The sequence below is a fragment of the Pseudomonas sp. zfem003 genome, from assembly GCF_032621675.1.
Lineage (GTDB): Bacteria > Pseudomonadota > Gammaproteobacteria > Pseudomonadales > Pseudomonadaceae > Metapseudomonas > Metapseudomonas otitidis.
The window spans coordinates 380,830-404,223 of sequence record NZ_JAVYJG010000007.1; the positions used below are offsets into that span (position 1 = coordinate 380,830).

Annotated in this window: 22 protein-coding genes, 1 tRNA gene and 1 pseudogene; 14 read left to right on the top strand and 10 right to left on the bottom strand. The window is 67.5% G+C overall.

Going from position 1 to position 23,394, the window contains the following annotated elements; genetic code table 11:
* Positions 1 to 25: 25 nt before the first annotated feature.
* From RTK35_RS30615 to RTK35_RS18780, 3 genes and pseudogenes are all read right to left on the bottom strand, one after another.
* Complete coding sequence (locus RTK35_RS30615; RefSeq protein WP_373870879.1) at positions 26 to 853, bottom strand: methyl-accepting chemotaxis protein; 828 nt, start codon at positions 851 to 853, stop codon at positions 26 to 28.
* A 30-nt stretch (positions 854 to 883) separates the two neighbouring features.
* Positions 884 to 1,909, bottom strand: a pseudogene (locus RTK35_RS30620) (cache domain-containing protein); the annotation flags it as partial.
* Positions 1,910 to 2,123: 214 nt separating this feature from the next.
* Positions 2,124 to 2,813 (bottom strand): crotonase/enoyl-CoA hydratase family protein, encoded by a 690-nt coding sequence (locus RTK35_RS18780; protein WP_044400244.1) that lies wholly within the window; start codon positions 2,811 to 2,813, stop codon positions 2,124 to 2,126.
* A 202-nt stretch (positions 2,814 to 3,015) separates the two neighbouring features.
* Between RTK35_RS18780 and RTK35_RS18785 the strand changes: the two genes are divergently transcribed.
* From RTK35_RS18785 to RTK35_RS18800, 4 genes are all read left to right on the top strand, one after another.
* Positions 3,016 to 3,234: a hypothetical protein gene (locus RTK35_RS18785; protein WP_074969333.1), complete on the top strand. Its 219-nt coding sequence runs from the start codon at positions 3,016 to 3,018 to the stop codon at positions 3,232 to 3,234.
* 93 nt (positions 3,235 to 3,327) lie between these two features.
* Positions 3,328 to 3,417 (top strand) — tRNA-Ser (locus RTK35_RS18790).
* A 192-nt stretch (positions 3,418 to 3,609) separates the two neighbouring features.
* A complete protein-coding gene (locus tag RTK35_RS18795) occupies positions 3,610 to 4,269 on the top strand; it encodes a PIN domain-containing protein (RefSeq protein WP_142008101.1) in 660 nt (219 codons plus the stop codon).
* 138 nt (positions 4,270 to 4,407) lie between these two features.
* Positions 4,408 to 4,992 (top strand): GNAT family protein, encoded by a 585-nt coding sequence (locus RTK35_RS18800; protein ID WP_316908695.1) that lies wholly within the window; start codon positions 4,408 to 4,410, stop codon positions 4,990 to 4,992.
* Between the two features lie 3 nt (positions 4,993 to 4,995).
* On the opposite strand, the gene RTK35_RS18805 is transcribed toward RTK35_RS18800, so the two are convergent.
* Together RTK35_RS18805 and RTK35_RS18810 are read right to left on the bottom strand one after the other, a co-directional pair.
* The gene (locus tag RTK35_RS18805) at positions 4,996 to 5,847 is read right to left on the bottom strand and encodes an alpha/beta hydrolase (protein WP_316908696.1); all 852 of its coding nucleotides are present in this window, start codon (positions 5,845 to 5,847) and stop codon (positions 4,996 to 4,998) included.
* Between the two features lie 13 nt (positions 5,848 to 5,860).
* Positions 5,861 to 8,659 (bottom strand): autotransporter domain-containing protein, encoded by a 2,799-nt coding sequence (locus RTK35_RS18810; protein ID WP_316908697.1) that lies wholly within the window; start codon positions 8,657 to 8,659, stop codon positions 5,861 to 5,863.
* 262 nt (positions 8,660 to 8,921) lie between these two features.
* Between RTK35_RS18810 and RTK35_RS18815 the strand changes: the two genes are divergently transcribed.
* Positions 8,922 to 9,212: a hypothetical protein gene (locus tag RTK35_RS18815; protein ID WP_152644417.1), complete on the top strand. Its 291-nt coding sequence runs from the start codon at positions 8,922 to 8,924 to the stop codon at positions 9,210 to 9,212.
* Positions 9,213 to 9,224: 12 nt separating this feature from the next.
* Here the strand turns inward: RTK35_RS18815 and RTK35_RS18820 are convergent, their stop codons facing one another.
* From RTK35_RS18820 to RTK35_RS18835, 4 genes are all read right to left on the bottom strand, one after another.
* A complete protein-coding gene (locus tag RTK35_RS18820; RefSeq protein WP_044400257.1) occupies positions 9,225 to 9,641 on the bottom strand; it encodes a hypothetical protein in 417 nt (138 codons plus the stop codon).
* A 13-nt stretch (positions 9,642 to 9,654) separates the two neighbouring features.
* The gene (locus tag RTK35_RS18825) at positions 9,655 to 10,254 is read right to left on the bottom strand and encodes a hypothetical protein (protein WP_142008110.1); all 600 of its coding nucleotides are present in this window, start codon (positions 10,252 to 10,254) and stop codon (positions 9,655 to 9,657) included.
* Between the two features lie 203 nt (positions 10,255 to 10,457).
* Entirely contained in the window at positions 10,458 to 11,543 is a 1,086-nt protein-coding gene (locus RTK35_RS18830) for a hypothetical protein (RefSeq protein WP_142008112.1), read from the bottom strand.
* A gap of 226 nt (positions 11,544 to 11,769) precedes the next feature.
* Entirely contained in the window at positions 11,770 to 12,768 is a 999-nt protein-coding gene (locus RTK35_RS18835) for a hypothetical protein (RefSeq protein ID WP_316908698.1), read from the bottom strand.
* 177 nt (positions 12,769 to 12,945) lie between these two features.
* Between RTK35_RS18835 and RTK35_RS18840 the strand changes: the two genes are divergently transcribed.
* The 3 genes from RTK35_RS18840 to RTK35_RS18850 all read left to right on the top strand — a co-directional run bounded on the left by RTK35_RS18840 (position 12,946) and on the right by RTK35_RS18850 (position 15,628).
* Positions 12,946 to 13,605 (top strand): hypothetical protein, encoded by a 660-nt coding sequence (locus tag RTK35_RS18840; protein ID WP_107331149.1) that lies wholly within the window; start codon positions 12,946 to 12,948, stop codon positions 13,603 to 13,605.
* Between the two features lie 274 nt (positions 13,606 to 13,879).
* Positions 13,880 to 14,221 carry a ribonuclease E inhibitor RraB gene (locus RTK35_RS18845; RefSeq protein WP_069561933.1) on the top strand — a complete coding sequence of 114 codons (342 nt, stop codon included), beginning with the start codon at positions 13,880 to 13,882 and terminating at the stop codon, positions 14,219 to 14,221.
* A 168-nt stretch (positions 14,222 to 14,389) separates the two neighbouring features.
* Positions 14,390 to 15,628, top strand: coding sequence for a flavin monoamine oxidase family protein (locus RTK35_RS18850; RefSeq protein WP_316908699.1), 1,239 nt, complete (start codon positions 14,390 to 14,392; stop codon positions 15,626 to 15,628).
* On the opposite strand, the gene RTK35_RS18855 is transcribed toward RTK35_RS18850, so the two are convergent.
* Positions 15,613 to 16,644, bottom strand: a complete 1,032-nt coding sequence (locus tag RTK35_RS18855) for an AraC family transcriptional regulator (RefSeq protein ID WP_208275354.1) — start codon at positions 16,642 to 16,644, stop codon at positions 15,613 to 15,615. The two genes, RTK35_RS18850 and RTK35_RS18855, sit on opposite strands and share 16 nt — an antisense overlap.
* Positions 16,645 to 16,781: 137 nt before the next feature.
* Here RTK35_RS18855 and RTK35_RS18860 point away from each other — a divergent pair, with 137 nt between their 5' ends.
* The 6 genes from RTK35_RS18860 to RTK35_RS18885 all read left to right on the top strand — a co-directional run bounded on the left by RTK35_RS18860 (position 16,782) and on the right by RTK35_RS18885 (position 23,392).
* Positions 16,782 to 18,251, top strand: a complete 1,470-nt coding sequence (locus RTK35_RS18860) for an NAD(P)/FAD-dependent oxidoreductase (protein WP_316908700.1) — start codon at positions 16,782 to 16,784, stop codon at positions 18,249 to 18,251.
* Positions 18,235 to 19,179: an alpha/beta hydrolase gene (locus tag RTK35_RS18865; RefSeq protein ID WP_316908701.1), complete on the top strand. Its 945-nt coding sequence runs from the start codon at positions 18,235 to 18,237 to the stop codon at positions 19,177 to 19,179. The genes RTK35_RS18860 and RTK35_RS18865 overlap by 17 nt, the downstream gene beginning before the upstream one ends.
* Position 19,180: 1 nt before the next feature.
* The gene (locus RTK35_RS18870) at positions 19,181 to 19,942 is read left to right on the top strand and encodes an SDR family oxidoreductase (RefSeq protein ID WP_107331153.1); all 762 of its coding nucleotides are present in this window, start codon (positions 19,181 to 19,183) and stop codon (positions 19,940 to 19,942) included.
* A 71-nt stretch (positions 19,943 to 20,013) separates the two neighbouring features.
* A complete protein-coding gene (locus RTK35_RS18875) occupies positions 20,014 to 20,889 on the top strand; it encodes a DMT family transporter (RefSeq protein ID WP_316908702.1) in 876 nt (291 codons plus the stop codon).
* A 58-nt stretch (positions 20,890 to 20,947) separates the two neighbouring features.
* A complete protein-coding gene (locus RTK35_RS18880) occupies positions 20,948 to 21,664 on the top strand; it encodes a type 1 glutamine amidotransferase (RefSeq protein WP_142008131.1) in 717 nt (238 codons plus the stop codon).
* Positions 21,665 to 21,982: 318 nt separating this feature from the next.
* Complete coding sequence (locus RTK35_RS18885) at positions 21,983 to 23,392, top strand: circularly permuted type 2 ATP-grasp protein (RefSeq protein ID WP_316908703.1); 1,410 nt, start codon at positions 21,983 to 21,985, stop codon at positions 23,390 to 23,392.
* Positions 23,393 to 23,394: the final 2 nt, after the last annotated feature.

Consider the following 23,394-nt stretch of genomic DNA (forward strand, 5'->3'; position numbering starts at 1 on the left):
ACGCCGCGCCAGGCGCGGCGCGTGGTCAGATCCTGAAGCGGCTGAGCAGGCGATCCTGCTGGCCGACCTGGTCCACCATCACCGCGCATTGGCGCACCTGCTGCTCGGCGCCGCCGGCCACCTCGTGGCTGATGTCGCGGATGTTGGTGGTGTTGCGGTTGATCTCTTCGGTGGTGGCGCTCTGTTCCTCGGCCGCCGTGGCGATCTGCAGGTTCATGTCGTTGATGCGGTTGATGGCCTCGCGGATGCGCCCGAGCATGTCGTTGGCCGCGCCGGCGTCCTCTGCCGTGCGGCTCGCGGTGTCGCGGCTCTGCTGCATGCGTTGCTCGGCCTGGCGTACACCGGTCTGCAACTGGTCGATCATCTGGCGGATTTCCTGGGTCGACTGCTGGGTGCGGGAGGCCAGGGAGCGCACCTCGTCCGCCACCACGGCGAAGCCCCGCCCTGATTCGCCCGCCCGCGCCGCCTCGATGGCCGCGTTGAGGGCCAGCAGGTTGGTCTGGTCGGCGATGCTGGTGATCACCGAGAGGATCGACTCGATGTTCTGGCTCAGCTTGGCCAGCTCGTTGATGGCCTGGCCGGTGTCCTCCATCTCGTCGGCCAGCTGCTTGATCGCCTGGGTGGAGTTGGAAACCACCCCCACGCCATTCTCGGTCTCCTCGTTGGCCGCCAAGGCAGCCTGGGCTGCGGCCTGGGCGTTGCGCGCCACCTCCTCGGCAGTGGAGGCCATCTCCTGCATGGCGGTGGCCAACTGGTCCAGCTCCTGCAGCTGCACCTGCAGGCGGCTGGCGGCCTGCTCGGCTTCGTGGGAGGTGAGCTGGGTACTGCCGCGAACCTGGCGGGAGCTGCTCATCACGTCGGCGATCAGCGTCTGCAGGTTCTGCAGGAAGCCGTTGAACTCGCGGGACAGCACGGAAATCTCGTCATTGCCCTCGGCCGGCAGGCGCCGGGTCAGGTCGCCCTCGCCGCTGTTGATCTCGCGCAGCGAGGCGGCCAGGCCGTCCAGCGGGCGCAGCAGGCTCTTCACCAGCAGGCTGAGCACCACCAGGCTGATCACCACGCCCAGCACAGTGCCGATCACGGCGCGCCAGCTCAGGGCATTGGCCTCGGCCATCACCTTGTCCTGGTCGAGGACCACGCCGATGTACCAGTCCATCCCCTTGAGGTTGGGCAGCGGGGTGAAGGAGACGAGCAGCTTCTTGCCTCCGGCTTCCACCTCCTGCAGCTCCTTGCGCAGCGCCGGGCTCTTGCCGTCGAACAGCTCGCTGTAGGACTTGCCGTTCAGCTTGGTGTCCGGGTGGGAAATGATGTTGCCGTCGCGGCTCAGCAGGAAGGCATAGCCGGCGCCGTTGAAATCCAGGGTGTTGACGGCATCGGCCACGGTCTTCAGGCGGATGTCACCGCCCATCACACCGAGGAATTTGCCGGCATCGGTGATGCGCGCAACGGCAGAAATGAGGATCTCGCCTGTGGTGGAGTCGGTGTAGGGCTCGGTGAGCACGGCCTGGCTGCCGTTCTTGCCGACTGCGTACCAGGGGCGCTGGCGACCGTCCCAGTCCGGCTTGGGCTGCCAGGACGCATCGTTCTTGATCGGCTTGCCGTCTGCCTCCAGTGCACCGAATACCAGGATGAATTCGTTGCGCAGCATGGGCGAATCGAACACCCGTTGGGTCTGCTCGGGGCTGTATTGGCTGTCGACGTTCTGCGCCATGAGGTCCATCAGGCGGAGCTTGGCGTTGAGCCAGTTCTCGATCTGCCGGGCCAGTGCGTTGCTGCTTTCGGAAATGTTGGACTCGGTCTGGGCGCGCAGCGTCTCGCGGACCTGGCTCACCTGGGAGAGGGACAACAGCGCGGTGGTCAGGAACAGCACGGCGGCTGCGGCGAGGCTGACCTTGTGGACGATTCTCATTCGGGACTCCCCAAGCGGATGGAAGGCTGGCGGCTACCGTCCCTGACTGCCCCACGCATTAAAAGTAATACAGGTTTGCCAAGCTCACCTGTCAACGTGCCATCACCCGTCGGAAAATGAGCGGCGCTCCACAACCGCTCCGCTGAGCGAGCGCGACCCGCCGGCATGAAAAAGCCCGGCGCTGGGCCGGGCTTCGGGGGCTTGCCGGGGGCGCTTAGCCCAGGTGCTGCTTGTCCAGCTCGATGGCTTGGTCGAGGGTTTCCAGCAGTGCCTTGCGCACCTTCAGCTTGGTGTTGCGGTGGGCGGTCATGTTGATCTTCTTCAACTGCTGCGCGGCCGCCAGGGCGGTCGGCAGCAATGCTTCGGCCGGAACCACCTTGTCGAGGAAGCCGGCGTCCAGCGCGCCCTGCGGGTCGAACATCTCGCCGTTGATCACCGAGCGGTGGAAGGCGGACTTGCGCAGGCGGTCACGGGCCAGTTCGATGCCCACGTGGTGCATGGTCATGCCGATCTGCACCTCGTTCAGGCCGATGTTGAACGGCCCTTCGACGCCGATCCGGTAGTCGGCCGACAGCAGCAGGAAGGCACCCTTGGCTACGGCATGGCCAGGGCAGGCAACGATGATGGGGTAGGGGTGGGCCAGCATGCGGCGGGCCAGGGTGGAGCCGGCGGCGACCAGGTTCACCGCGTTCTGCGGGCCGGAGGTCATCACCTTCAGGTCATAGCCGCCGGAGAGGATGCCCGGCTGGCCGGTGAGGATGACGATGGCGCGGTCCTGCTCGGCGCGGTCCAGCGCGGCATTGAAGGCGGCGATCACATCCGGGGAGATGGCGTTCACCTTGCCGTTGGACAGGGTCAGGGTGGCGATGCCGTCTTCGAGTTGGTAGGAGATCAGCTCACTCATGGCGGGAGTCCTTGTTGTGGAATGCGGCAGACGTTACCCACGGGCGGTGGGCAGGTAAAGCGCTTTGGCTGACTGGCAAGTCAGCCACCATGCGGGCTTCAGCGCGTCCGCGAGGTTTTCTATCAGGCCGATACCCAAGACCAATTGGCCCCTGGCGCGCCCCTTCCCTAGGGTGGCAGCGTTCGCCATTCCAGGAGGTCTTATGGACAAGTGGATCAACCGCGCTGCCATCATCCTCGCGCTCATCCTGCTCGGTGGTTCCGTGCTGCTCGCCCAGAGTGCCACCCTGAAAAGCCCAATGGGCGTGCTGCTGCTGTTCGTGCTCGGCGTCGTGGTCTCGTTCGGCTTCGTGTTCTTCGGCAGCCTTAAATTCGATGACGCCCCGCACCGTGCTGATGCCGAATCCGGGCGTCGGCCATAAGCGCATGAAAATTCTCAAAAAAATATTTGCATTCCGGAAAACACTCCACTAAATTAGCGCACCTCGACGGGGCCAACGCCTCAGAGAGATTCCGGTGAGGTGTCCGAGCGGTTGAAGGAGCACGCCTGGAAAGTGTGTATACGGGAAACCGTATCGAGGGTTCGAATCCCTCCCTCACCGCCACTTTCCGATACAAGCAAACCCCTGATATTCCTAGTGAAGTCAGGGGTTTTTGCTTTTCTGGCTAGATGCGCTAGGACCATTTTTAGGGCCAAAACGCCGTTTTCCAGTCTGGATCAGGACGGTGCCTCCCTCTTTCTACGCGCCCCTCTGCTGGCACAGAATGCCTCGTTGCCATAAGCCAGGGTTGCAGGGATGCGCACCAACTACGTCCTCATCGATTACGAAAATGTCCAGGTCAATTCCCTGGAACTGCTCCAGCCTCCCCATTTCAAGGTCAAGGTCTTTCTCGGGCCAAACAATACGCGCTTGCCCGTCGAGTTGGCGTTAGGCATCCAGCGTCTGGGAGATCGCGCCGGTTACATCCAGCTTGGAACGCCTGGGCAGAACGCACTCGATTTCCATATCGCGTTCTACTTGGGACAACTGACTGTCCAAGAGCCTGACGCGTTCTTTCACGTGATTTCCCGGGACAAGGGTTTCGACCCTCTGATCAAGCACCTGAAGAACCAGGGGGTATTCGCGGCACGATCCGAGCTCATTGAAGCCATGCCGTGTTTCTGCGTGCCCAAGGCGGTTCCGGAGCCAGCGCCGAAATTGAAGCCCGTTTCTGCTCCACCCAAGGCCAAGGTCAATCCGGTGGATGAGGCGGAGGTGCGTGCGGTGATTGCCGACCTGATTGGCCGAAAGGGCTCTCGTCCCGGAACGGTGAAAACGTTGCTCAACACCATTCGTGCAAAGCTTGGAAAGCAGTCCGTCGAAGACATCCAGTCCATCTACAACGCCTTGCGAAAGCGTGGCCTGATCGTGGAGAAAGGCACGAAGGTCTCCTACGCCTTGCCCAAGAGCGCCTGAAGCGGGGCTCCGCTTTAAAGGTCTTTCGGGTTCGCCATGAGCCCTTCTGTTCCGCTCATCCCGGTCCTTACTGTCCCTGTGCTCCCTGGTCCTTTGTTGCGAGCATGCGTGCCCTGATCCAGCCTTGTGAGTCGGACCATGCAAGACCTGTCTGCCCAGTTTCCCGAGTTCCTGCTGCCCCGCTGCACGCTGCGACGGATCCATCCCCGTGACGTCGGGGCGATCTTCGCCGGGTTGTCCCACCCCCAGGTGATCGCCCACTACGGCGTGTCCTACGACAGCCTGGAGGCGACGGACGAGCAGATGCGCTGGTACGACTCGCTCCTTGAGGAGCGCCGAGGTATCTGGTGGGGCATCGCCTTGCCGGGGCAGGACGAGTTGGTGGGCGCCTGCGGTTTCAACGACTGGTCCCACGCCGACCGCAGCCTCGACATCGGCTACTGGCTGATGCCGGAGCACTGGGGCCAGGGGCTGATGCAGGCCTGCCTGCCCGCCATCCTCCGCTTCGCCCTGGCCACCCTCGGCGTGCACCGCATCCACGCCGATGTGGAGCCCGAGAACCCCGCCAGCGCCCGTCTGCTGGAGCGTCTTGGCTTCGTGCTCGAGGGCACCCTACGGGACGTGGAGTGCAAGGATGGCCGCTTCCTCAGCCTGCACCAGTACAGCCTGCTGGCCACCGACCCGGCAGGGCAGGCGTTGCTGGCTTCATCGCGTAGCCACTGACCCTCAGCGGCGCGTTGGGCTGCCTTTATAGGCATGGCGCTTCCACAGGGCCGGCCAGTCCTGCGCCCAGCAGCAGCCATGGTCGAAGCCGGGCATCTCGATCACCTGTGATGGCGTCCCGGTGGGGTTGGCCGCCTGGAAGCGTTGCGCCAGTTCGGCGGGCGTGACCGGGTCGCGGCTGCCGACCAGGTGGATCTGGGGCAGCGCCCGCAGTTCATCGTAGTGCCGTGCTGGGTTGTCCGAGGCGGTGAGGCGCGGGACGCGGTGCCAATCTGCCCAGGCGTCCGGGTCGAGGTTGCCGGCGACGGTGATGACCTGGCGCACATCCTCGCGTCGCGCCGCCACCAGCAGGGCGACGGCGGCCCCGCCGGAGTAGCCCACCAGCACCAGTTCCCTGGCCCCCAGGCTCGCCTTGAGGCGGTCCACGGCGTGGCTGGTGCCGGTCACCACGTCCGGGGCGAAGCGTGCCTCCGTCCAGTCCTGGGTCGTGCAGTGGCGGGTGCCCACGAACTGGCAGGGACGGGCCAGGTAGGCGGCGCTGCCGTCCGGCTGCGCCAGGGCCAGTTGCAGGGCGAGCGGGGTGAGCGGAGTCGGGTCGGCTGAGGGCAGGGTGGGGCTGAGCCAGGCCAGCCCGTCGCCTTCCAGGTAGACAGTCAGCACCCCGCCAGCGCCGCCTTGCCGTGGGTGGTAGCTGCGCAGCACGAAGCGCCCTGCGTCCAGGTCCTCGGCCACCCAGCCGTGCGCCTGCGCCAGCGCATCGGCGTGTTGGGCGCGCTTGGCCGGGGAGGGCACCGTGGCGCAGCCGGCCAGGGTGGCCAGCAGCACCATCAGGGCCAGGTGCGCCCGGGCGTTCATGGCGCAGGCCTGCTCAGAACATCCAGCGCAGTTGCACCGAGGCGGTCTGCCCGAGGAAGCCTTCCTTGTGGGTGGCGTCGTAGCGGCCGGTGATCTCGGTGCCAGTGGCGGTGGTGTAGGTCAGCCCGGCGCCGGCCCGCTGGCTCCAGGCCGACTGATGGGTGCCGTAGGTGACGAACGCCGCGTCCGGCGCGCCGGCGTAGGCGGAGGTGATGCTGGCGTCGCGGTTGTACAGGTCGTAGCCGGCGCCGAGGTTGGCGCTCACCTTGAGCTGGTCGCTCAGGGCATGGGTCAGGGTGCCGTCCACGCCGAGCACCAGGGCGTCGGTGCTGCGGGACTTCACCTGCAGGTCCAGGCCGCCGGCACCTTTCTCGCGATAGGCCTCGTCCTCGATCCAGGTGTAATCCAGGCGGATGGACGGGGCGAAGGTGGTGCTCGGCGCCAGGGCGAAGCGGCGGTCAACCGCCACCCCGGCGTGAGCGGTCTTGCTGGTGTAGTCGGACTTCGCGCTGAGGCCTGCCAGGTCGATCTGCCGGCGCCCGTCATTGTTCATGCGACCCCCGTCGAGCTGGAACGACAGATCGCTCTGGGCATCCAGCGCGTGGCGGCCGTAGAGGATGAGCTGGTAGCTGTCCACATCGGCGCTCTGCTTGGGGCCGCCGGAGTGGCTGGAGACGTCGGTCTTGGCGTAGGCGAAGGCCACGCCCAGGTCGGTGTCCGTCGAGAGGCTGCCATCGAGGCCGGCCACCAGCCCCTGGGTGTCGGCGCTGTAGCCGTTCACCCCGTTGCGGCTGTCCTGGCGGGAGTGGGTGGCGAAGGGCTTCAGCCAGAGGTGGCGGTCGCCCAGGAAGGCATCGCCTGACGACAGGCCGCGAGCGGTATCGATGCGCGACTGCACCACGGCGTTGACGCTGCCGAGGGTGTCGCGGGCCAGGGACAGGGAGTTGCCGGTCAGCAGCGGCAGGGTCTGCTCGACCCGGTCATTGACCTCACCGGCATCGCCGCTGCCGAGGATGCTGTTCAGCGCCTGGGCCAGCTCGGGCGAGTCGGTGCCACTGGCCAGCAGGGCGTCCCAGATCGAAGCGGCACCCCGTGCGCCGGGCTGGCTGGGGGAGACGGCCGCGCTGATGCTGGTCATGCCCGTGTCGCGCACCACCAGGTCCACCGCGTTGTTGCGGAACAACGCGGAGAAGGCATAGCGCAACGAGTTGTCGGTGACCTGCAGGCCGTTGTTGGTGACGCCGCCGTTGGCCGTCAGCACGTTGGTCAGGTCGCCGCCGGCGAAGGTGGGCTTCACGTCCACCGCGAAGGTGCCGCCGAGGTTGGCGCTGCCGCCCACTGCCAGGGTGCTGTAGCTGCCGCCGGCCGCGGCCAGCCCCAGGGTGCCGCTGGCGGTCTGGGTGAAGTTGCCGCCCACGCTGCTGGCAACGGCCGAACCGGTGGCGAGCGGGTTGGCGACCGTCGCGCCTTGCTTCAGGTACAGGCTGCCGGCGTTGTTCAGGTTGGCCAGGGTGCCGAGGGAAACGCCCCCCAGGAGGGTGCCCCCGGCCCGGTTGTCCACGTTCAGCGCAATGCCGTTGTCCACCTGCACGGCCGTGGCGGCGCTGGCGACGGTGCCGGTGTTCACCACGCTGCCGCCGCTGGCCGAGGTCACGCGGATGCCCACGCCGGTGGTGGTGAGGATGCCGCTGTTGCTGATGTCCACCGGCCCGCTGTTGGATTCGGCCAGCAGGCCGGTGAGGGCATTGATGCGCCCGGCGTTGAACAGGCTGATCGCGCCCTGGGCGCTGGCGGCCGCCATGCCCGCGTCATGGGCGGCATTGATGAGGCCGCTGGCGGTGTTGGTGAGGGTCACGGTGCCGGTGCCGTCGGTGTAGGCGCTGATGCCGTGGAAGTCCGGGCTGACCTGGGCCAGGTTGGGGTTGCGGTTGGCGGTGATGCTGCCGCTGTTGGTCACCCTCACATTGCCGCCGGTGCCGGCAGCCACCACCGCGTCGTAGTGGTCGGCTACCACGGTGCCGCTGTTGGTGATTTCCGCACCGCCGTTGGCGGACCAGGCGATCAGGCCCTGCCGGGTGGTGGAGCGCACGCTGCCCTGGTTGTCGATGCGTGCGGTGCCCTGGTAGTTGATGGCCCGGGCGCTGGCCTGGAACGCATGGACCGTGCCCAGGTTGGAGATGCCCACATCCACCGGCGCAAGGCTGGCCGAGCCGCCATCGGCGTACAGGCCGCGGCCGTTGGCGACCGTCACCTGCCCACGGTTGATCACCGATACCGGGCCATTGTTGGAGGTGGCGGTGATGCCGTCCGAGTTGGCGCCGTAGCTGGTGACGGTGGCGGCGCTGTCCACGCGGATTTCATTGCGGGTGGACGTGTCGTTGCTCTCCGAGCGCAGCCAGACCGCGCCGAACGGGCCGGCCGAGGTGATGCTGACGCCGGAGCCGATCAGCAGGTTGGCGTTCCAGCCCGCCTGGCTGGAGTACATGTACACCGCCGGGTAGTCGCTGCGGTTCAGCACGGTGGTGCCATCGATGGTCAGGCTCTGGGTGAAGGGGCCGGTGGCCGAGGGGTTGCTCAGCACCGCCACCGAGTTGGCCGTCACGTCGGTGACGGTCAGCGAGGAGGCTCCCGCGTTGCCCTGCATCTGGATGTCGGTCGGGCCGCATTGCAGCGAGGCCACGTTGCCGGACGTGGTACAGCCGGTCAGCGGCGGTGGCAGGGCGAAGGCGGAAGAGGCGCCGAGCAGGAGCGAAGCCTGGGCGATGTGTTGGGCAAGGCGACGGAGCGGAAAGGCGGTGGTGGTCAGCCGCATGGTGACGTCCCTGTTCAGGTGGTCGTATGGCGGGCACACCAGTGGCCCGCGGTCATGAAGGTCCCGGATGCCAGCGCGATGCCCCGGTCGCTGTACCCGATGCCCCATGCCGCTGCCGGACGGATCGTCGAATGGGTTTACATTCGTGTCCTGTCTTCTGTGGCAATAGATATAACCCTATTTTCTTTGTAAGAAAATTCCTTGATGGCATGTTGCCTTTGGGTGAATCTGCCTCATCACCCGGATGATGAGTGCAGCCGACATGAAGTCTTCCCTGTGGCTGGCGCCGCTGGCCTTCCTGGCCACGCTGGCCCTGGCACAACCCACCACTCCCTCTCCCGATGACGACGAGATCGCGCGCCGGCTGATCGAGGCGTCCATCGCCCGCTATGCGGGGAGCTGCCCCTGTCCCTACAGCACCGCCCGCAACGGCAGCCGCTGCGGGCGGCGCAGTGCCCATGACCGGCCGGGCGGCGAGGCACCCTTGTGCTTTCGCGAGGACGTCAGCGACGAGGCCATCGCCCGCTACCGCGCGCGCATGGCCCAGGAGTGACGATCCGGGGGATCAGGGTGGCCCGTACTGGATGCTGGCGCACCCGCTGGACAGCAGTAATTCGCCGTCATCGGCCTCGAACGCGGTGATGGTCCGGGTCTTGTCGACGGTGACGGAGATGATGCAGCGGTTGGGGTGGTGCACGTTGTCCCAGTAGTGGGTGGTGACCAGGGCATTGCCCTGCTGCTCCGTCGAGCTGCCCACCACTTCGCTGCGGTAGTAGGAGGTGTCGGTGGTCCAGCGCATCACCACCTGGCCATCGGCGAGGGGCGTCATCTCGTCGGGGCGGCCGAAGTAGCTGATGGCGTCTTCGGCCGGGCGCCCCATCCATTGGTTGCGGGCCAGTATCTCGGGGAGCGTGTCCATCTGGATGCAGCCGGACAGGGCGGCGGGCAGGGCGAACAGGGCGAGCAGGGCGCGTAGGGTCATGGGGGCCGTCTCCTCAGCGCTTGGGCGGGTTGCCGAGCAGGATGTCGAGGTCGCGCATCACCCCGTCGGTGCCGTTGCGCACCGCGCCGGGTGCCTGGTCATAGGCTGCTGGGGTCGTGAGCCCCCAGATCTGTGTACGGGTGACCTGGGCCAGCACGTCCGCCGTGGTGTTGCCGATCCGCAGCATGGCGTTGCCTTCGCGGTTCTGCGCGTCGCAGGCGAAGGTGTAGGCGCGGTCGACCCAGCTCTGTGGCACCGGTTTCCAGCCCTGCGGCGAGGCCAGGTTGGAGGGGGTGTTGGAGCGCATGTAGGCGGTGATGCCGTCGAACTTCACCAGGCGCTGGCGGCACTGGAACTGCATGCTGTAGTGCACGAAGTTCGGCGCCTCGGCGGACTCGAGCACCTGCACGACCCCGACGCTTCGCGGGGCCTCCGTTTCGCCCGAGCCCCGGCGCTGCTCGGCCACCGACAGGGCGTCGGCATAGAACATGTCGCGCTCCGGTGAATCGCCCGTGCCGAATATCACCCACCAGTCCGCGGCGAGGGCCGATTGCGGGGTCTGGGCCAGCAGGGCCAGCGTGGCGGCCCCGATCAGTCTGTTCCTGGTGTTCATGCGGTCTTCCCTGGTATGCCGGTCTGCGGCTCTGGGCGAACGGTAGCGAGCCTCCAGGGCGGCATGAATAGGGCGCATGGACTAGTGGCAGGGTGCTTGTTGGCGGACTGTGCGCCAGTGCGCAATGCGATGGGCCGGGGCCCTAAACGCAACACCCCCTGGAGTCGTGGACTCCAGGGGGTGTTGTCTGGCGCGGGAGCGGCTCAGCGCTCGAGCACGTAGGTTTCGCCCCAGATGGAATCGTCCTTGACCGGCTTGGCGTTGAGCTTGACCGGGCGGTACTGCAGGTTCGCCAGGGCCTTGCTCATCTTCATGTAGCCGTACTTGGACGGGTCGCTGGCGCTGCGGAACTCCTGCAGGCCGGTGGGGATGCGCACCATGTAGAGCGCCGAGAGCTGGCAGTCGAGCTTGTCATTGGCCACGCGCCGGCAGTCGCTTTGCTCGAAGCCGATGTTGGGGGCCTCCGGGTAGAAGCCGTCCACCAGCACCGCCTCGCCTGGGGCCACCTCGAAGGTGGCGAAGGGTTTCTTCAGGTCGCTGTAGGCCTCGATGCTGGCCACCTTGCGTTCCTTGATGTCCGCCACCCAGCCACCCGCCGAGGTCTGCCGGGTGACGTCGTAGGCGTTGTTGCCCCAGCTCACGCATTCGCCGCTGACCACTCGTACGGCTGCGCAATAGCTCTGGTTCACCGTCTCGGTCTGGTACTGCGGGTCCTGCCAGCGCTGGCCCCGGTCGAACTCGCTGAATGCCTTCTCCACCAGCGTCACCAGGCCCAGGGGGGAGGGGGTGATGTCGCGATTGGCCTGGGGGTTGGGCGCGGTGGTGCGCGGAGAGTTGTAGACGCTGCCCATCAGGTCGTACTGGCCGGGTTCGACGATGTAGACCTGGTACAGGGTGCGGCCGAACACGGTCTGGTAGTGAGAGCCGTGCACGCCGATCTTCTCGGCCTTCATGTTGTTGCCAACATGGAGCACCCGCTTGGGGTTGGCGCGGTTGCGCCATACGGCGGTGCCGGTACGCAGCTTCTCGAAGCGCACCGCGTCGTCATTGTTCTCGAAGTCGTACTGCTGGCTGTCGAGGTTGATGGTGGTGGTCACCACCACCGCCATGCCGGAGGCCAGCGCCGCCTCGAACAGGTCGTCGGTGGCGGCGTGCAGCTGGCGGGCCTGGCTGACCACTTCCTGTTCGTACTGACGCTGCTGGTCCATCAGCGACGGCGGCGCCACGCAGCCGCCGAGCAGGGCGAGCGAGAGGGCAAGGAGACTGAGGCAGGGGAGTCCGTTCTTCATGGGCGTTCCTTCTGGAGACGGGCCTGGAGGCCCACCGGGCTGAGCGGGCAGGGATCGAGGTCGCCGAGCATAGCGACGGTGCCCGTCACGGTACGCCAACCGGCTCACGCTTGGCGGTGGGCTAGTACATCCGTACTAGGCTCTGCACGAAAAGTACCTGCGCCCGGAGACTTCTCGTACAGACCCTGGGAAGGGTGCTCCCGGCAGGAGCCGGGAGCGGAGGGGGTCAGAGCGGTTGGATGGTGCCGAGGCGGTCGTTGATGACGTAGGTGCGATTGGCGCTGTCGACCACGGTGATCTCGGCGCCAGCCACGCCATCGCGATCCGCCACCGCGTAGATGGCGTAGGTGCCTGATACCGGATAGTCCTTGGCCTGCCCGGTGCGCTGATGCACCACGCGCACCTTGCCCGGCAGCACCAGGATGACTTCCTGGCCGGGCTGGCCATCGGTGTCGGCGAATGCGCCGTGGACGCTCCAGTTGGAGCCGGTACCGCCGGCGTAGGTGCTCAGCACGGCACCTTGCACACCGCCACTGACGACCAGCAGGTTGCTGGAGGAGCGTGCCACCAGCTCGTTGCCGATCACGCCATTCAGGTCCGCCGCGCCGATCACGCTGGTCATCCCGTCGGTGGGGAACTCGCGCCCGCTCTGCAGGTTGTAGTCGTACAGGCGCAGGCTGTTACCGGCGGTGTAGGCGAGGGTGGCGTACGGCATGCCCGCCAGGGTGTAGGCGCCCTGGTACTGCCAGGTGCCGCTGATGCCATCGGTGACAGCACGTTGGGTGCGGTTGGTGTCGGAGATGAGCACCAGGGCATTGCCGGTGCGGACGATCACTTCCTGGCCCGGCGTACCGTCCAGTTGCGCGGTGCCGGCCACGTCGAACAGCACGTTGCCCAGGGTGTACCGGTTCTGGGTGTTGTTCGGGTGGTTGATGATCACCACGTCCGGGCCGGCCTTGACGATCAGCTCGGCCCCGGGCTGGTTATCGGTGTTGGCCGCTGCCGCAAGGTTCCAGGTGACGTTGCCGAAGCTGTAGCTGCGCTCTAGAGCGCCACTGGCGTTGCGCACTTCCAGTACACCGGTGCCCCGGTACACATTTTCCAGGGTGCCGTCGCCATTGAGGTCCCAGCGGCCAAGCAGCTCTGCTGCGCTGACGTGGCCAATCAGTGCCTGGCTGCCCAGCAGCCCGAGTCCCGCCAGCAGTCGTTTTGCATGTGTATTCATCGTTCGTTCCTTGTCCTTGATGATTCGGTCAGCTTCTGCTGACCGGCTACCAGCGAAGCACAGGCCGCTGCTCGGCGAAATGCTGGCCCTCTGATTTCGCCAACTGGGACGCAGTCGAAAGTGTCGCAGGGCTCAAGACCGCACACTCCAGGCCCGGATCCGCTCATAAGGACATGCATGAAACCGCTCTTCGCCCTCGCTCTTTCGCTGGCATGCGCCGCCGCCCAGGCCAGCCCCCAACCCTTGCCCGTCGACAGCCAGTGGAACGGCCAGACCCACGCCCAGCGCGCCGCCGCCTGGTGGCAGTGGGCGGTGGCCCAGCCGGCGCACCTGGACCCGCTGCGCGATACCACCGGTGCCCATTGCGCCCAGGGCCAGCAGGGGGACCTGTTCTTCCTCGCCGGTGGTTACGGCTCCAGCCATATCCAGCGCACGTGCGACGTGCCGGCCGGCAAGCACCTGTTCTTCCCGGTGATCAACATGGTCTTCTGGCGCGCCCGCCCGGATATGCCCCTGAGCTGCGAGCAGGTGCGCCAGGGTGCCGCATTGAACAACGACACGGCGCTGGAGCTGTTCGTCGAACTGGACGGCCAGCCGCTGGAGAACCCGGCCCAGTACCGCGTAGCCACCCAGGACTGCTTCGACCTCTACGCGCGCCTGCCGGCCGGAGCGCCGAAGCGTTTCGGCAACCCGGCCGCCACCGACGGCTATTGGATTCTCCTGCCGCCTTTGCCAGCAGGTACCCACAACCTCAAGTTCGGTGGGCGCTACAACCGCCCCGGCGCCGCCTACGGCAAGACGGTCCAGGACATCGAGTACCGCCTGCAGGTACGCTGAGCCGCCCCCCATTCAGTGCTGCAGGGATGCCGCCCGTCGTCCGACCGGTGGCTTCCATCCATACTCCCCGGCAGAGCTGCGCGCTGGGCGCTACCCTGAAAACCGATGCAGTCGATCGTTGTGTACAAGCCAAGCCGTGGCCGGCCCCTCGGGCCCGGTCACACCCGGAGCCCGCGTCCGTGGGCACGGGTGGGGCGGTGCCGCCAGGCGCCGCAGGTCGAGTCCCTCGACCCCAGCGTCACACTCATCCATCGCCAGAGAGGAGGTCTTGAACATGAGCACCACCTTCCACGATGACGTCAGCAGCAATGTCTTGCGCCGTATGAAAGAGGGCGGTTTCGATTTCGCCCGCGTTCACCCCATCGAGTTCTACGCCATCTTCCCCGATGAGGACCGGGCCCGGATGGCCGCACGCAATTTCCGTGGTGAATCGCTCAACGCCCAGGTCTCCCCACGGGATGACGGGGCCTGGCACCTGCAAGTGAGCAAGGTGATGTACGCCACCCACGCCGGCATCGGCGACTTCGAGCATGACCTGGAGGAGCTGGTGGTTCCCCTGGGCGGTGTACTCGATGGCTGGGGGGTCACCCAGGAGGTCCCGGCGCAGCCGCGCTGAGCCCTGTTTCCTTGCCCATGCCGGCCAACCTTCGGGTTGGCCGGTTTCGTTCTGGGGCTCTGGCTTGGGAGGTGGCTGGCTTTCAGGCCGGCTGATGATGGTTTTCTTGTTCCGGCTGTTGGTGGCTTTTAGAGTCCCCGACGCATTTTCCGGAGCAAGGAGCTGCCCGTGGACGGTTTTCTGGGTGGATATGTCACCCGTTGGTACGACGACCCTTTCAGCCTGGGGGCCTACAGCACGCTGTTGCCGGGCGGCTCCCCCGAGGACCGACGCACATTGGGCCAATGCCTGGGGAATCGTCTGGTACTGGCTGGTGAAGCCTGCAACCCGCATGCACCCGCGATGACCCATGGCGCCTGGGACGACGGCGTGCGGGCTGCTGGGCTGGCTCTGGCGGCTGGGGCTCGGCAGGTGATCGTAATCGGCGCCGGATGCGCCGGGCTTGCCGCCGCCAGGCGCCTGCGTGAGGCCGGCGTCGAATGCTGCGTGCTCGAAGGGCGTGAGCGCATCGGTGGGCGGACCTTCAGCCAATCGGTAGGCGGCGTGACGGTCGATCTGGGGGCCGCCTGGCTGCAGCAGTTTGCCCATAACGCCCTGGGCCGACTTGCCGAGCAGCAGGGGCGGGTGACGGTGGAGACCGACTTTGGGCACCCCCTTGCTGCCGCCCATGACGGAGCGCCGGGGGATATCGAGGCGGCCTGGCTGGCGCTGCTGCGCAATCTCGATCGTCGCCTGCCACTGGCAGAGGGGGTTGCGCGTTATCTCGCCGGGCTCGAAGCCGAGCAGGCGCGCGCCACACGTTTTGCACTGGATAGCCACCTGGTACAGGAAGCCTGCCTGCCGCTGGAGCAACTGTCGGTGGATGCGTTGGATGAGGAAGGCGTCGGCCATGGGGATCGCTTCCTGCCCGGCGGCTACAGTGCCCTGATCGCCTCGCTTGCCGAGGGTCTGGACATTCGCCTGGGGCAGCCGGTGAAACGGATCGACTGGTCCGGCCCGACCGTCCGGGTCAACGGCCTGGATGCTGACTTCTGCATCTGCACCGTACCGCTGGGCGTGCTGAAAACCCTGGACTTCGTACCCGCGCTGCCCGAACCCCAGCAGCGTGCCTTGGCCCACCTGGGCATGGGGCGCCTGGAGAAAGTGGTGTTGCAGTTCGAGCGACGCTGGTGGCCCGTTTCCCCCTCCGGCTATCTGCGTTGGTATGACGTGCCCAGCACATGGGGAGAGTGGCTCGACCTGACCGACCAGGCGGGCGTACCCACGGTAGTTGGACTGATTGCCGCCGATGCCGTGGAGCGGATCTACGTCGGTCGTAGTGACGAAGCGATCATTCACGACGCCTGCATCGCGCTGCACGCCTGGGCGCGGGCCATCCACTCGATACCGGCTCAGCGAGGGGCGTGAGCCTCCCGGCGGAACTGCCCGGGCGAGACGCCCTTCCAGCGCTTGAAGGCGTGGATGAAGTTGGACACCTCGCCGTAGCCCAGGCGCTCGGCGATCTCCTCCAGGCGCAGGGCGGTGGAGCGCAGCAGCTCCTCGGCCAGGGTGCCCAGCACCTCGTCCTGCAACTGGCGGAAGCTGGTGCCTTCGGCATCCAGGCGGCGCCTGAGGGTGCGCGAAGTCATGTGCAGCTGGGCGGCCAGGCTTTCCATGTCCACCCGTTGGCCTGGTCGACCCAGCAGCAGGTCGCGGATGCGGCTGGCGAAACCGTCGCGTTGGCGGCGGCGGTCCAGCAGGGCGCGGCACTGGGCCTCGCAATAGGCGGCCGCCTGGGGGTTGGCACCGGGCAGGGGCAGGTCCAGCAGGGCGCGGTCGAAGGTGATGCAGTTGTGCGCCGCGCCGAAGGTCGGCTCCACGCCCAGCAGCGCACGCCAGGGCGTGGTGTCGGCCGGAGCGGGGAGGGCGAAGCAGGCTCGGCGCACCGGCAGGCCGCCGCCGGCCAGGTCACGGTGCACGCTGAGCGCGCCGGATACGTCGCGTTCCAGCACGAAGCCGCGCAGGTCCTCGGGAAGCGACGAGGGGATCAGGTGCAGCTGTGCTTCGTCCCCCACCTCGTCGATACGCAGGCCATGGAAGGCATAGGTCAGGTCCTGGTAGCGCAGGCCCAGCTCCACCGCGCTGCGGTAGGTGCTGCTGCTGAGCAGCGCATAGCCCCAGATGCCGTAGGTGTTCAGGCGGTAGCGCCGGCCGGCGTCGAGGCCGATGCCCGGACGATCCCCCAGCCCCCGGGCGATGTTGCGCAGCAGGCTCAGCTCCTGGGCCGCGTTCACCTCCGAGCCGGGGTCGCCCAGCAGCTGCCAGTCGAGCCCGGTACCGGCCAGGCAGTGCTCCAGGCTCAGGCCGTGGTCGAGGCCGAACTGGATCATCAGCTGCACGCTGGTGGCGCTGCGACGGTGGGATGTGGGAGCAGGGCAGGTCATGGTGGCTTGAGCAGGTTGTCCGGAACTCACAATCAGGTGTCCGACTATGCCATAACCCGAACCCGGGGGCGGAACTAGGATGCATGCAGCCTCGCGGACAGGACCTGCCGCGCGGTTCCAGCCAACGGGAGATAACAATGACCAACACTTCCCCGAGTGGCGCGCCCCTGCGCGTGCTCATCATTGGCGCCGGTTTCGGTGGCATCGGCCTGGCGATCCAGCTGTTGAAGGCGGGCATCCGCGATTTCCAGATCCTGGAAAAAGGCGATGACGTCGGCGGCACCTGGCGCGACAACAGCTACCCCGGCGCCGCCTGCGACGTGCCTTCGCACCTGTATTCCTATTCCTTCGAGCCCAAGGCCGACTGGTCGCGCAAGTTCGCGCCCCAGGCCGAGATCTTTGCCTACCAGCGCCACTGCGCCGACAAGTACGGCCTGCGACCCCACATCCGCTTCGGCTGTGAAGTGGCCGAGGCAACCTTCGACGAAGGCGACGGCACCTGGCAGGTGCGCAGCGCCGCTGGCGAGACCTTCCGTGCCCGCGCCCTGGTAAGTGCCTGCGGCCAGCTGAATCGTCCGGCCTGGCCCAAGGTGCCGGGGCTGGAACGCTTCCGGGGGGCGTTGTTCCACTCCGCCCGCTGGGACCACGGCTACTCCCTGGAAGGCAAGCGGGTGGCGGTGATCGGCACCGGCGCCAGTGCCATCCAGTTCGTCCCGCAGATCGCCCCCAAGGTTGCCCGGCTGAGCCTGTTCCAGCGCTCGGCGGCCTATGTGATCCACAAGCCCGACCGCGCCTACCGGCCCTGGGAGCTGGCGCTGATGCGTCGCCTGCCGGCTTTGCAGAAGGTCGACCGGCTGCTCAAGTACGTGCAGCACGAGTCACGGGTGCTGGCCTTCTCGGTGTTCCCGCCGCTGATGAAACTGATGCGGGCACGCTTCCACCGGCACCTCGCACGCGGCATCGCCGACCCCGTGCTGCGCCAGCGCCTGGTGCCGGACTACCCCCTGGGCTGCAAGCGCATCCTCATCTCCAACGACTTCTACCCGGCCCTGGATCGCGACAACGTCGAAGTGGTGGACTGCGGCATCAGCGAAGTCACCGAGGATGCCGTGATCGCCCGTGACGGCCGGCGCATCGAGGTGGACGCCATCATCCTCGGCACCGGCTTCACCGCCACCGACTTCCTCGCCCCGATGACCCTGCGTGGGCGTGGCGGACGCGACCTCAACGAAGCCTGGCGCGACGGCGCCGAGGCCTTCCTCGGCATCAGCGTCAGCGGCTTCCCCAACCTGTTCATGCTCTACGGGCCGAACACCAACCTCGGGCACAACTCCATCCTCTACATGCTGGAAAGCCAGTTCTGCTATGTGCTCGACGGCATCCGAGCCCTCGATGGCCTGCGCTACCTGGACCTCAAGCCCGACGTGCAGCACCGCTTCAACCAGCGCCTGCAGCAGGCCGTGCGCCACACCGTGTGGGAGCAGGGTTGCCAGAGCTGGTACAAGACCGCCGATGGGCGCAACACCAACAACTGGCCCGGTTTCACCTTCACCTACCGCCGGCAGACCCGCCGCCTGGAGCTGGAACACTATGACTGCGTCCGTTGACTTCACCGCCCCCGAGCCCGGTCAGGCGGCCCTGCGCGGCATCCTGCGGGGTGCCCTGGCGCTGCTGTTCCGCGGGTTGATGCGCCCGCCGCTGCCGGTCCCGCTGCAGCGCGCCATTCTGCGCGGGCTCACCGCCAGCACCCTGGCGCCCCGGGGCGTCACCCGCGAGGCGGCGCAGCTCGCCGGCCGACCCTGCGAATGGCACCGCCCACCGGGCGGTGGCGACGCCGTGCTGCTGTACCTGCACGGTGGCGCCTTCATCACCGGCTCGCCCGCCACCCACCGCGCCATCGCCGGCAACCTGGCCAAGCGCGCCGGAATCGACGTCTGCGCGCTGGACTACCGCCTGGCACCGGAACACCCGTTCCCCGCCGGCCGGGACGACGCCGTGGCGGCCTACCGGGCCCTGCTGGAGAGCGGCCATGCCGCCTCGCGAATCGTCATCGGCGGCGACTCCGCCGGCGGCAACCTCACCCTGGTCACCGCCCTGCGCCTGCGCCAGCTCGGCCTGCCGGCACCGGCCGCCCTGGTGTGCTACTCGCCGGTCACTGACCTCAGCGGCAACGCCCTGCACCAGCCACCGGCCGGCGACCCGCTGATCCACCCGAAGTGGATGGAGCTGGCCGCCGACCTCTATTGCCCACCGGGCATGGAGCGCCGGGACCCGGCCCTGTCGCCGCTGTTCGATGACCTCGGGTACCTGCCGCCGCTGCTGGTGCAGGTGGCCGAGGATGAGCTGCTGCGCGACGACAGCCTGCGCCTGGTGGCCAGGCTCCGCGAGGCGGGTGGCTGGGTCCGCCTGGAGCGCTACCCTGGGCTCTGGCATGTGTTCCAGGCCCACGCCGGCCTGCTGCGCAGCGCCGATGAGGCCCTGGCGAGCACCGCCGGGTTCATCCGCCACTGGCTCGACCACCCGCAGGAGGGCTGAGATGACCACCCTCCTCATCACCGGCGCAGCCTCCGGCATCGGCGCCGCCACCGCCCGGCTGTTCCACGAGCGCGGCTGGCAGGTGGGCCTGCTGGACCGCGACGCCGAGGCCCTCGCCACCCAGGCCGCGGCCCTTGGCAACGCCTGGCACCGCGCGCTGGACGTGACCGACCTGGGCGCCGTGCAGCAGGCCCTGGCCGACTTCTGCGGGCAGCACGGCGGGCAGCTGCGCCTGCTGTTCAACTGCGCCGGCATCTTGCGCTTCGGCTACTTCGAGCAGATCGACGTGGCCGAGCACGCGCGCATCCTCGCCATCAACGTGCAGGGCGTAGTGCAGATGACCCACGCCGCCTTTCCCTACCTCAAGGCCACGCCGGGCGCGCAGGTCATCAACATGGGGTCGGCGTCGGGGGTCTACGGCACGCCGCACATGGCCAGCTACTCCGCCTCCAAGTTCGCCGTGCGTGGCTTCACCGAGGCGCTGGAACTGGAGTGGCGGCGCCATGGCATCCGCGTCGGCGACCTGATGCCGCCGTTCGTGCGCACGCCCATGGTCAGCCGGCAGACCTTCGAGCCGCCGGCCCTGCGTCGCCTCGGCGTCAACCTCCAGGCCGAGGACGTGGCCGAAGCCTGCTGGCAACAGGCCCAGGGCGCGGCCGTGCACCGCCCCATCAGCGTCGCCTTCCGCCTGCTGTACCTGGCCGGGCAGCTCTCGCCGGCCTGGGTCAACCGCTGGGTCATGAAGGTGCTGAGCCGGGAGTGACGAATGGCCCGGCCGTGCCAGCTGGGGTAGGCTGGCCGGCCGCGCTCCGCGCCCGCAAGGATGCTGCCACGATGCCCTGGTTCGCCTACCTCTGCCTGTCCTGCTCCATGCTCCTGGTGGGGAGCAACATCGCCATCGGCAAGCTGGTGCTGGCTGAAGTCCCAGTGTTCCTGTTCGCCGGCCTGCGCTTTCTCATCGCCACCCTCGTGTTGCTGCCGGGCATGGGGCTGCACCGGGTGCGCCAGGGGCTGGACCGGCGCGCGGCGCGGGGTCTGTTCCTCCAGGCGTTCTTCGGCTGTTTCCTGTTCAGCCTCCTGATGCTCTACGGCGTGCAGCACACCAGCGCCACCAGTGCCGGGATCATCACCAGCGCCACGCCCTGCGTCGTTGCGCTGCTGGGCTGGGTTTGTCTGCGCGAACCCATTGGCAGGCGGGTGGCGCTGGCCATCGCCCTGGCCGCAGGCGGCATCGCCGTACTGAACCTGCCGGACGGCCGACAGCAGGGGCTGGGGTCCCTCTTGGGCAACCTGCTGGTGCTGGGGGCCGTGTTCGCCGAGGCGATCTTCGCCATCTATTCCCGTCGGCTGTCGCTTTCCCTGCACCCCTGGGCCATGGCCTTCGGGGTCAACCTCGCCGGTCTCGTGCTGTTCCTGCCCCTCGCCGTGCCCGAGGCAATGGCCCTGGATCTTCCCGCCGTATCCGCCACCACCTGGGCGTGGCTGGTGTTCTACGCGCTCAGTGCCAGCGTGCTGTCCTTCCTGCTCTGGTATCGCGGCGTGCGCGAGGTGGCGGCAGGCATCGCCGGCCTCTTCACCGGGTTGATGCCTGTTGGAGCGGCCATGGTCGGTATCAGCCTGCTGGGAGAAGGGCTGGAGGCCGGCCGCCTGCTGGGCATGACGCTGGTGCTGGTTGCCATCGCCCTGGGTGCCGGGCCGAGGAGGGCCTGAGCGTCCCCTCGACCGAGCCGGGGGCTTTGCCTCAGACTCCGCCGACGGAGGCAATCCCATGACCGATATCCTGATCCTCACCCACGCTGATTTCTGTTCCCCCGGCCACCTGGCCACCGTGCTGGAGCGCGAAGGCATCGCCTACAGCGTCCTGCGTGCCGACCATGGCGAGCTGGACGGCATCGACCTCGATCGGCCCCGGGCCGTCGCGGTGATGGGCGGCCCGATGAGCGTCAACGACCCGCTGCCCTGGATCGACACCGAGCTGGCCGCCTTGCGCCATTTCATCGCCCGCGACATCCCCATCATCGGCCACTGCCTGGGCGGCCAGTTGCTGGCCCGTGCCCTGGGGGCCGACGTGCACCGCATGCCCTACACCGAGATCGGCTGGCAGCCGCTGGAGCAACGCGCCGATGCCCAAGGCAGCCCCTGGACGGCGCACCTGCCGGCGGAGTTCCCGGTCTACCAGTGGCACAGCGACACCTTCGACCTGCCCGAAGGCGCGCGCTGGCTGTTCGACAGCCCCTGGTGCCCCAACCAGGGTTTCTCCTGGGGGGACAAGATCCTCGCCCTGCAGGGGCACCCGGAGATGACCGAGGAGCTGGTACGCCTCTGGCTCACCGACTGGGCCCACCTGCTGGACGAGACCCAGCCCAGCCAGCAACCCCGCCAGGTGATGCTGGATGACCTGCCCCGGCGCGTCGCCGAGCTGAACCAGGTGGCCGAGGGCTTCTACCGCCACTGGCTCGACCTGGCCTTCCCCGAACGCGCCTGATGCCCACGGGGCGGCTCGCCGCCCCGCTCCCTGCGACAGGGTGGCGCAGCCACCTTCCGTCCTCTCCCCGGGCAGCCCGGCGGGCGTGGCCTAGACTCCTTCCTGCCGCGCAAAAAGACGGAACGCAGCGGCGATCTCCACCGTCCTAGCTTCAAGCCGCCGCCAAACGGGGCGCGGCGTCCCGATCCGCTCCCAGGGCTGCACCGCTGTGGTGCAGGGAATTTTCGGCCTGGTTGCAACTGCTTGATCGGGAAGGATTTTCGTCGCTGGCACGGCGCTTGCGACGGCTCGGTGGTCGGTAGCGACAAGGAGTCCGGCATGGCCCGCACCTTTTATGACGAGATGTACGACGCGAGCGGCAATTGCCGTCCGCATTACCGGGAGTTCGCCCGCTGGTTGGCCGAAACCCCCGAAGAACTGCTTGCCCAGCGGCGGCGCGAAGCCGACCTGCTGTTCCACCGGGCCGGTATCACCTTCACCCTCTACGGGGACGAGCAGGGTACCGAGCGCCTGATTCCCTTCGACACCATCCCCCGCGCCATCCCCATGAGCGAATGGCGCGTGGTCGAGCGCGGCTGCATCCAGCGCGTCAAGGCGCTGAACCTGTTCCTCGCCGACCTCTACCACGAGCAACGCATCATCAAGGCCGGGATCATCCCCGCCGAGCAGGTGCTGGCCAACGAGGGCTACCAGATCGCCATGCAGGGCCTGGACCTGCACCGCGACATCTACGCCCACATCGCCGGGGTCGACCTGGTGCGTGACGGCGACGGCACCTACTACGTGCTGGAAGACAACCTGCGCACCCCCAGCGGCGTGAGCTACATGCTCGAAGACCGCAAGATGATGATGCGGCTGTTCCCCGAGCTGTTCGCCGCCCAGCGCGTCGCCCCCATCGACCACTACCCGAACCTGCTGCTGGAAACGCTCAAGAGCTCCAGCCCGCTGGACAACCCCAGCGTGGTGGTGCTGACCCCCGGCCGCTTCAACAGCGCCTACTTCGAGCACGCCTTCCTGGCGCGCGAGATGGGCGTCGAGCTGGTGGAAGGCGCCGACCTGTTCGTGCGTGACGACCGCGTGTTCATGCGCACCACCTCCGGCCCGCAGGCGGTGGACGTGATCTACCGCCGCCTGGACGACGCCTTCCTCGATCCCCTGGCCTTCAACCCCGAATCCATGCTTGGCGTACCCGGCCTGCTGGCGGCGTACCGCTCCGGCAACGTGGTGCTGGCCAACGCCATCGGCACTGGCGTCGCCGACGACAAGTCGGTGTACCCCTATGTCGGCGATATGATCCGCTTCTACCTCGACGAGGAGCCCATCCTGCGCAACGTGCCCACCTGGCAATGCCGCAAGCCGGAGGAACTGTCCCACGTCCTCGCCCACCTGCCCGAACTGGTGGTCAAGGAAACCCAGGGCTCCGGCGGCTACGGCATGCTCGTCGGGCCGGCCGCCACGGCGGCCGAGATCGAGGCGTTCCGCGAGCGCCTCAAGGCCCGTCCCGACGCCTACATCGCCCAGCCCACCCTGTGCCTGTCCACCTGCCCGACCTTCGTCGAGAAGGGCATCGCCCCGCGCCACATCGACCTGCGCCCCTTCGTGCTCTCCGGCCGTGAAACCCGGCTGGTGCCCGGCGGGCTGACCCGGGTGGCGCTGCGCGAGGGCTCCCTGGTCGTCAACTCGTCACAGGGCGGTGGTACCAAGGACACCTGGATCGTGGAGGACTGACC

Excerpts from the sequence above, each read along its gene's own strand:
- RTK35_RS18815 (WP_152644417.1), top strand. The coding sequence starts at position 8,922 with ATGAAGTCTTCCCTGTGGCTGGCGCCGCTGGCCTTCCTGGCCACGCTG.
- RTK35_RS30615 (WP_373870879.1), bottom strand. The coding sequence starts at position 853 with ATGAGCAGCTCCCGCCAGGTTCGCGGCAGTACCCAGCTCACCTCCCAC.
- RTK35_RS18880 (WP_142008131.1), top strand. The coding sequence starts at position 20,948 with ATGACCGATATCCTGATCCTCACCCACGCTGATTTCTGTTCCCCCGGC.
- RTK35_RS18830 (WP_142008112.1), bottom strand. The coding sequence starts at position 11,543 with ATGAAGAACGGACTCCCCTGCCTCAGTCTCCTTGCCCTCTCGCTCGCC.
- RTK35_RS18800 (WP_316908695.1), top strand. The coding sequence starts at position 4,408 with ATGCAAGACCTGTCTGCCCAGTTTCCCGAGTTCCTGCTGCCCCGCTGC.
- RTK35_RS18885 (WP_316908703.1), top strand. The coding sequence starts at position 21,983 with ATGGCCCGCACCTTTTATGACGAGATGTACGACGCGAGCGGCAATTGC.
- RTK35_RS18865 (WP_316908701.1), top strand. The coding sequence starts at position 18,235 with ATGACTGCGTCCGTTGACTTCACCGCCCCCGAGCCCGGTCAGGCGGCC.
- RTK35_RS18840 (WP_107331149.1), top strand. The coding sequence starts at position 12,946 with ATGAAACCGCTCTTCGCCCTCGCTCTTTCGCTGGCATGCGCCGCCGCC.
- RTK35_RS18785 (WP_074969333.1), top strand. The coding sequence starts at position 3,016 with ATGGACAAGTGGATCAACCGCGCTGCCATCATCCTCGCGCTCATCCTG.
- RTK35_RS18810 (WP_316908697.1), bottom strand. The coding sequence starts at position 8,659 with ATGCGGCTGACCACCACCGCCTTTCCGCTCCGTCGCCTTGCCCAACAC.
- RTK35_RS18795 (WP_142008101.1), top strand. The coding sequence starts at position 3,610 with ATGCGCACCAACTACGTCCTCATCGATTACGAAAATGTCCAGGTCAAT.
- RTK35_RS18875 (WP_316908702.1), top strand. The coding sequence starts at position 20,014 with ATGCCCTGGTTCGCCTACCTCTGCCTGTCCTGCTCCATGCTCCTGGTG.
- RTK35_RS18870 (WP_107331153.1), top strand. The coding sequence starts at position 19,181 with ATGACCACCCTCCTCATCACCGGCGCAGCCTCCGGCATCGGCGCCGCC.
- RTK35_RS18855 (WP_208275354.1), bottom strand. The coding sequence starts at position 16,644 with ATGACCTGCCCTGCTCCCACATCCCACCGTCGCAGCGCCACCAGCGTG.
- RTK35_RS18860 (WP_316908700.1), top strand. The coding sequence starts at position 16,782 with ATGACCAACACTTCCCCGAGTGGCGCGCCCCTGCGCGTGCTCATCATT.
- RTK35_RS18825 (WP_142008110.1), bottom strand. The coding sequence starts at position 10,254 with ATGAACACCAGGAACAGACTGATCGGGGCCGCCACGCTGGCCCTGCTG.
- RTK35_RS18845 (WP_069561933.1), top strand. The coding sequence starts at position 13,880 with ATGAGCACCACCTTCCACGATGACGTCAGCAGCAATGTCTTGCGCCGT.
- RTK35_RS18820 (WP_044400257.1), bottom strand. The coding sequence starts at position 9,641 with ATGACCCTACGCGCCCTGCTCGCCCTGTTCGCCCTGCCCGCCGCCCTG.
- RTK35_RS18805 (WP_316908696.1), bottom strand. The coding sequence starts at position 5,847 with ATGAACGCCCGGGCGCACCTGGCCCTGATGGTGCTGCTGGCCACCCTG.
- RTK35_RS18835 (WP_316908698.1), bottom strand. The coding sequence starts at position 12,768 with ATGAATACACATGCAAAACGACTGCTGGCGGGACTCGGGCTGCTGGGC.
- RTK35_RS18780 (WP_044400244.1), bottom strand. The coding sequence starts at position 2,813 with ATGAGTGAGCTGATCTCCTACCAACTCGAAGACGGCATCGCCACCCTG.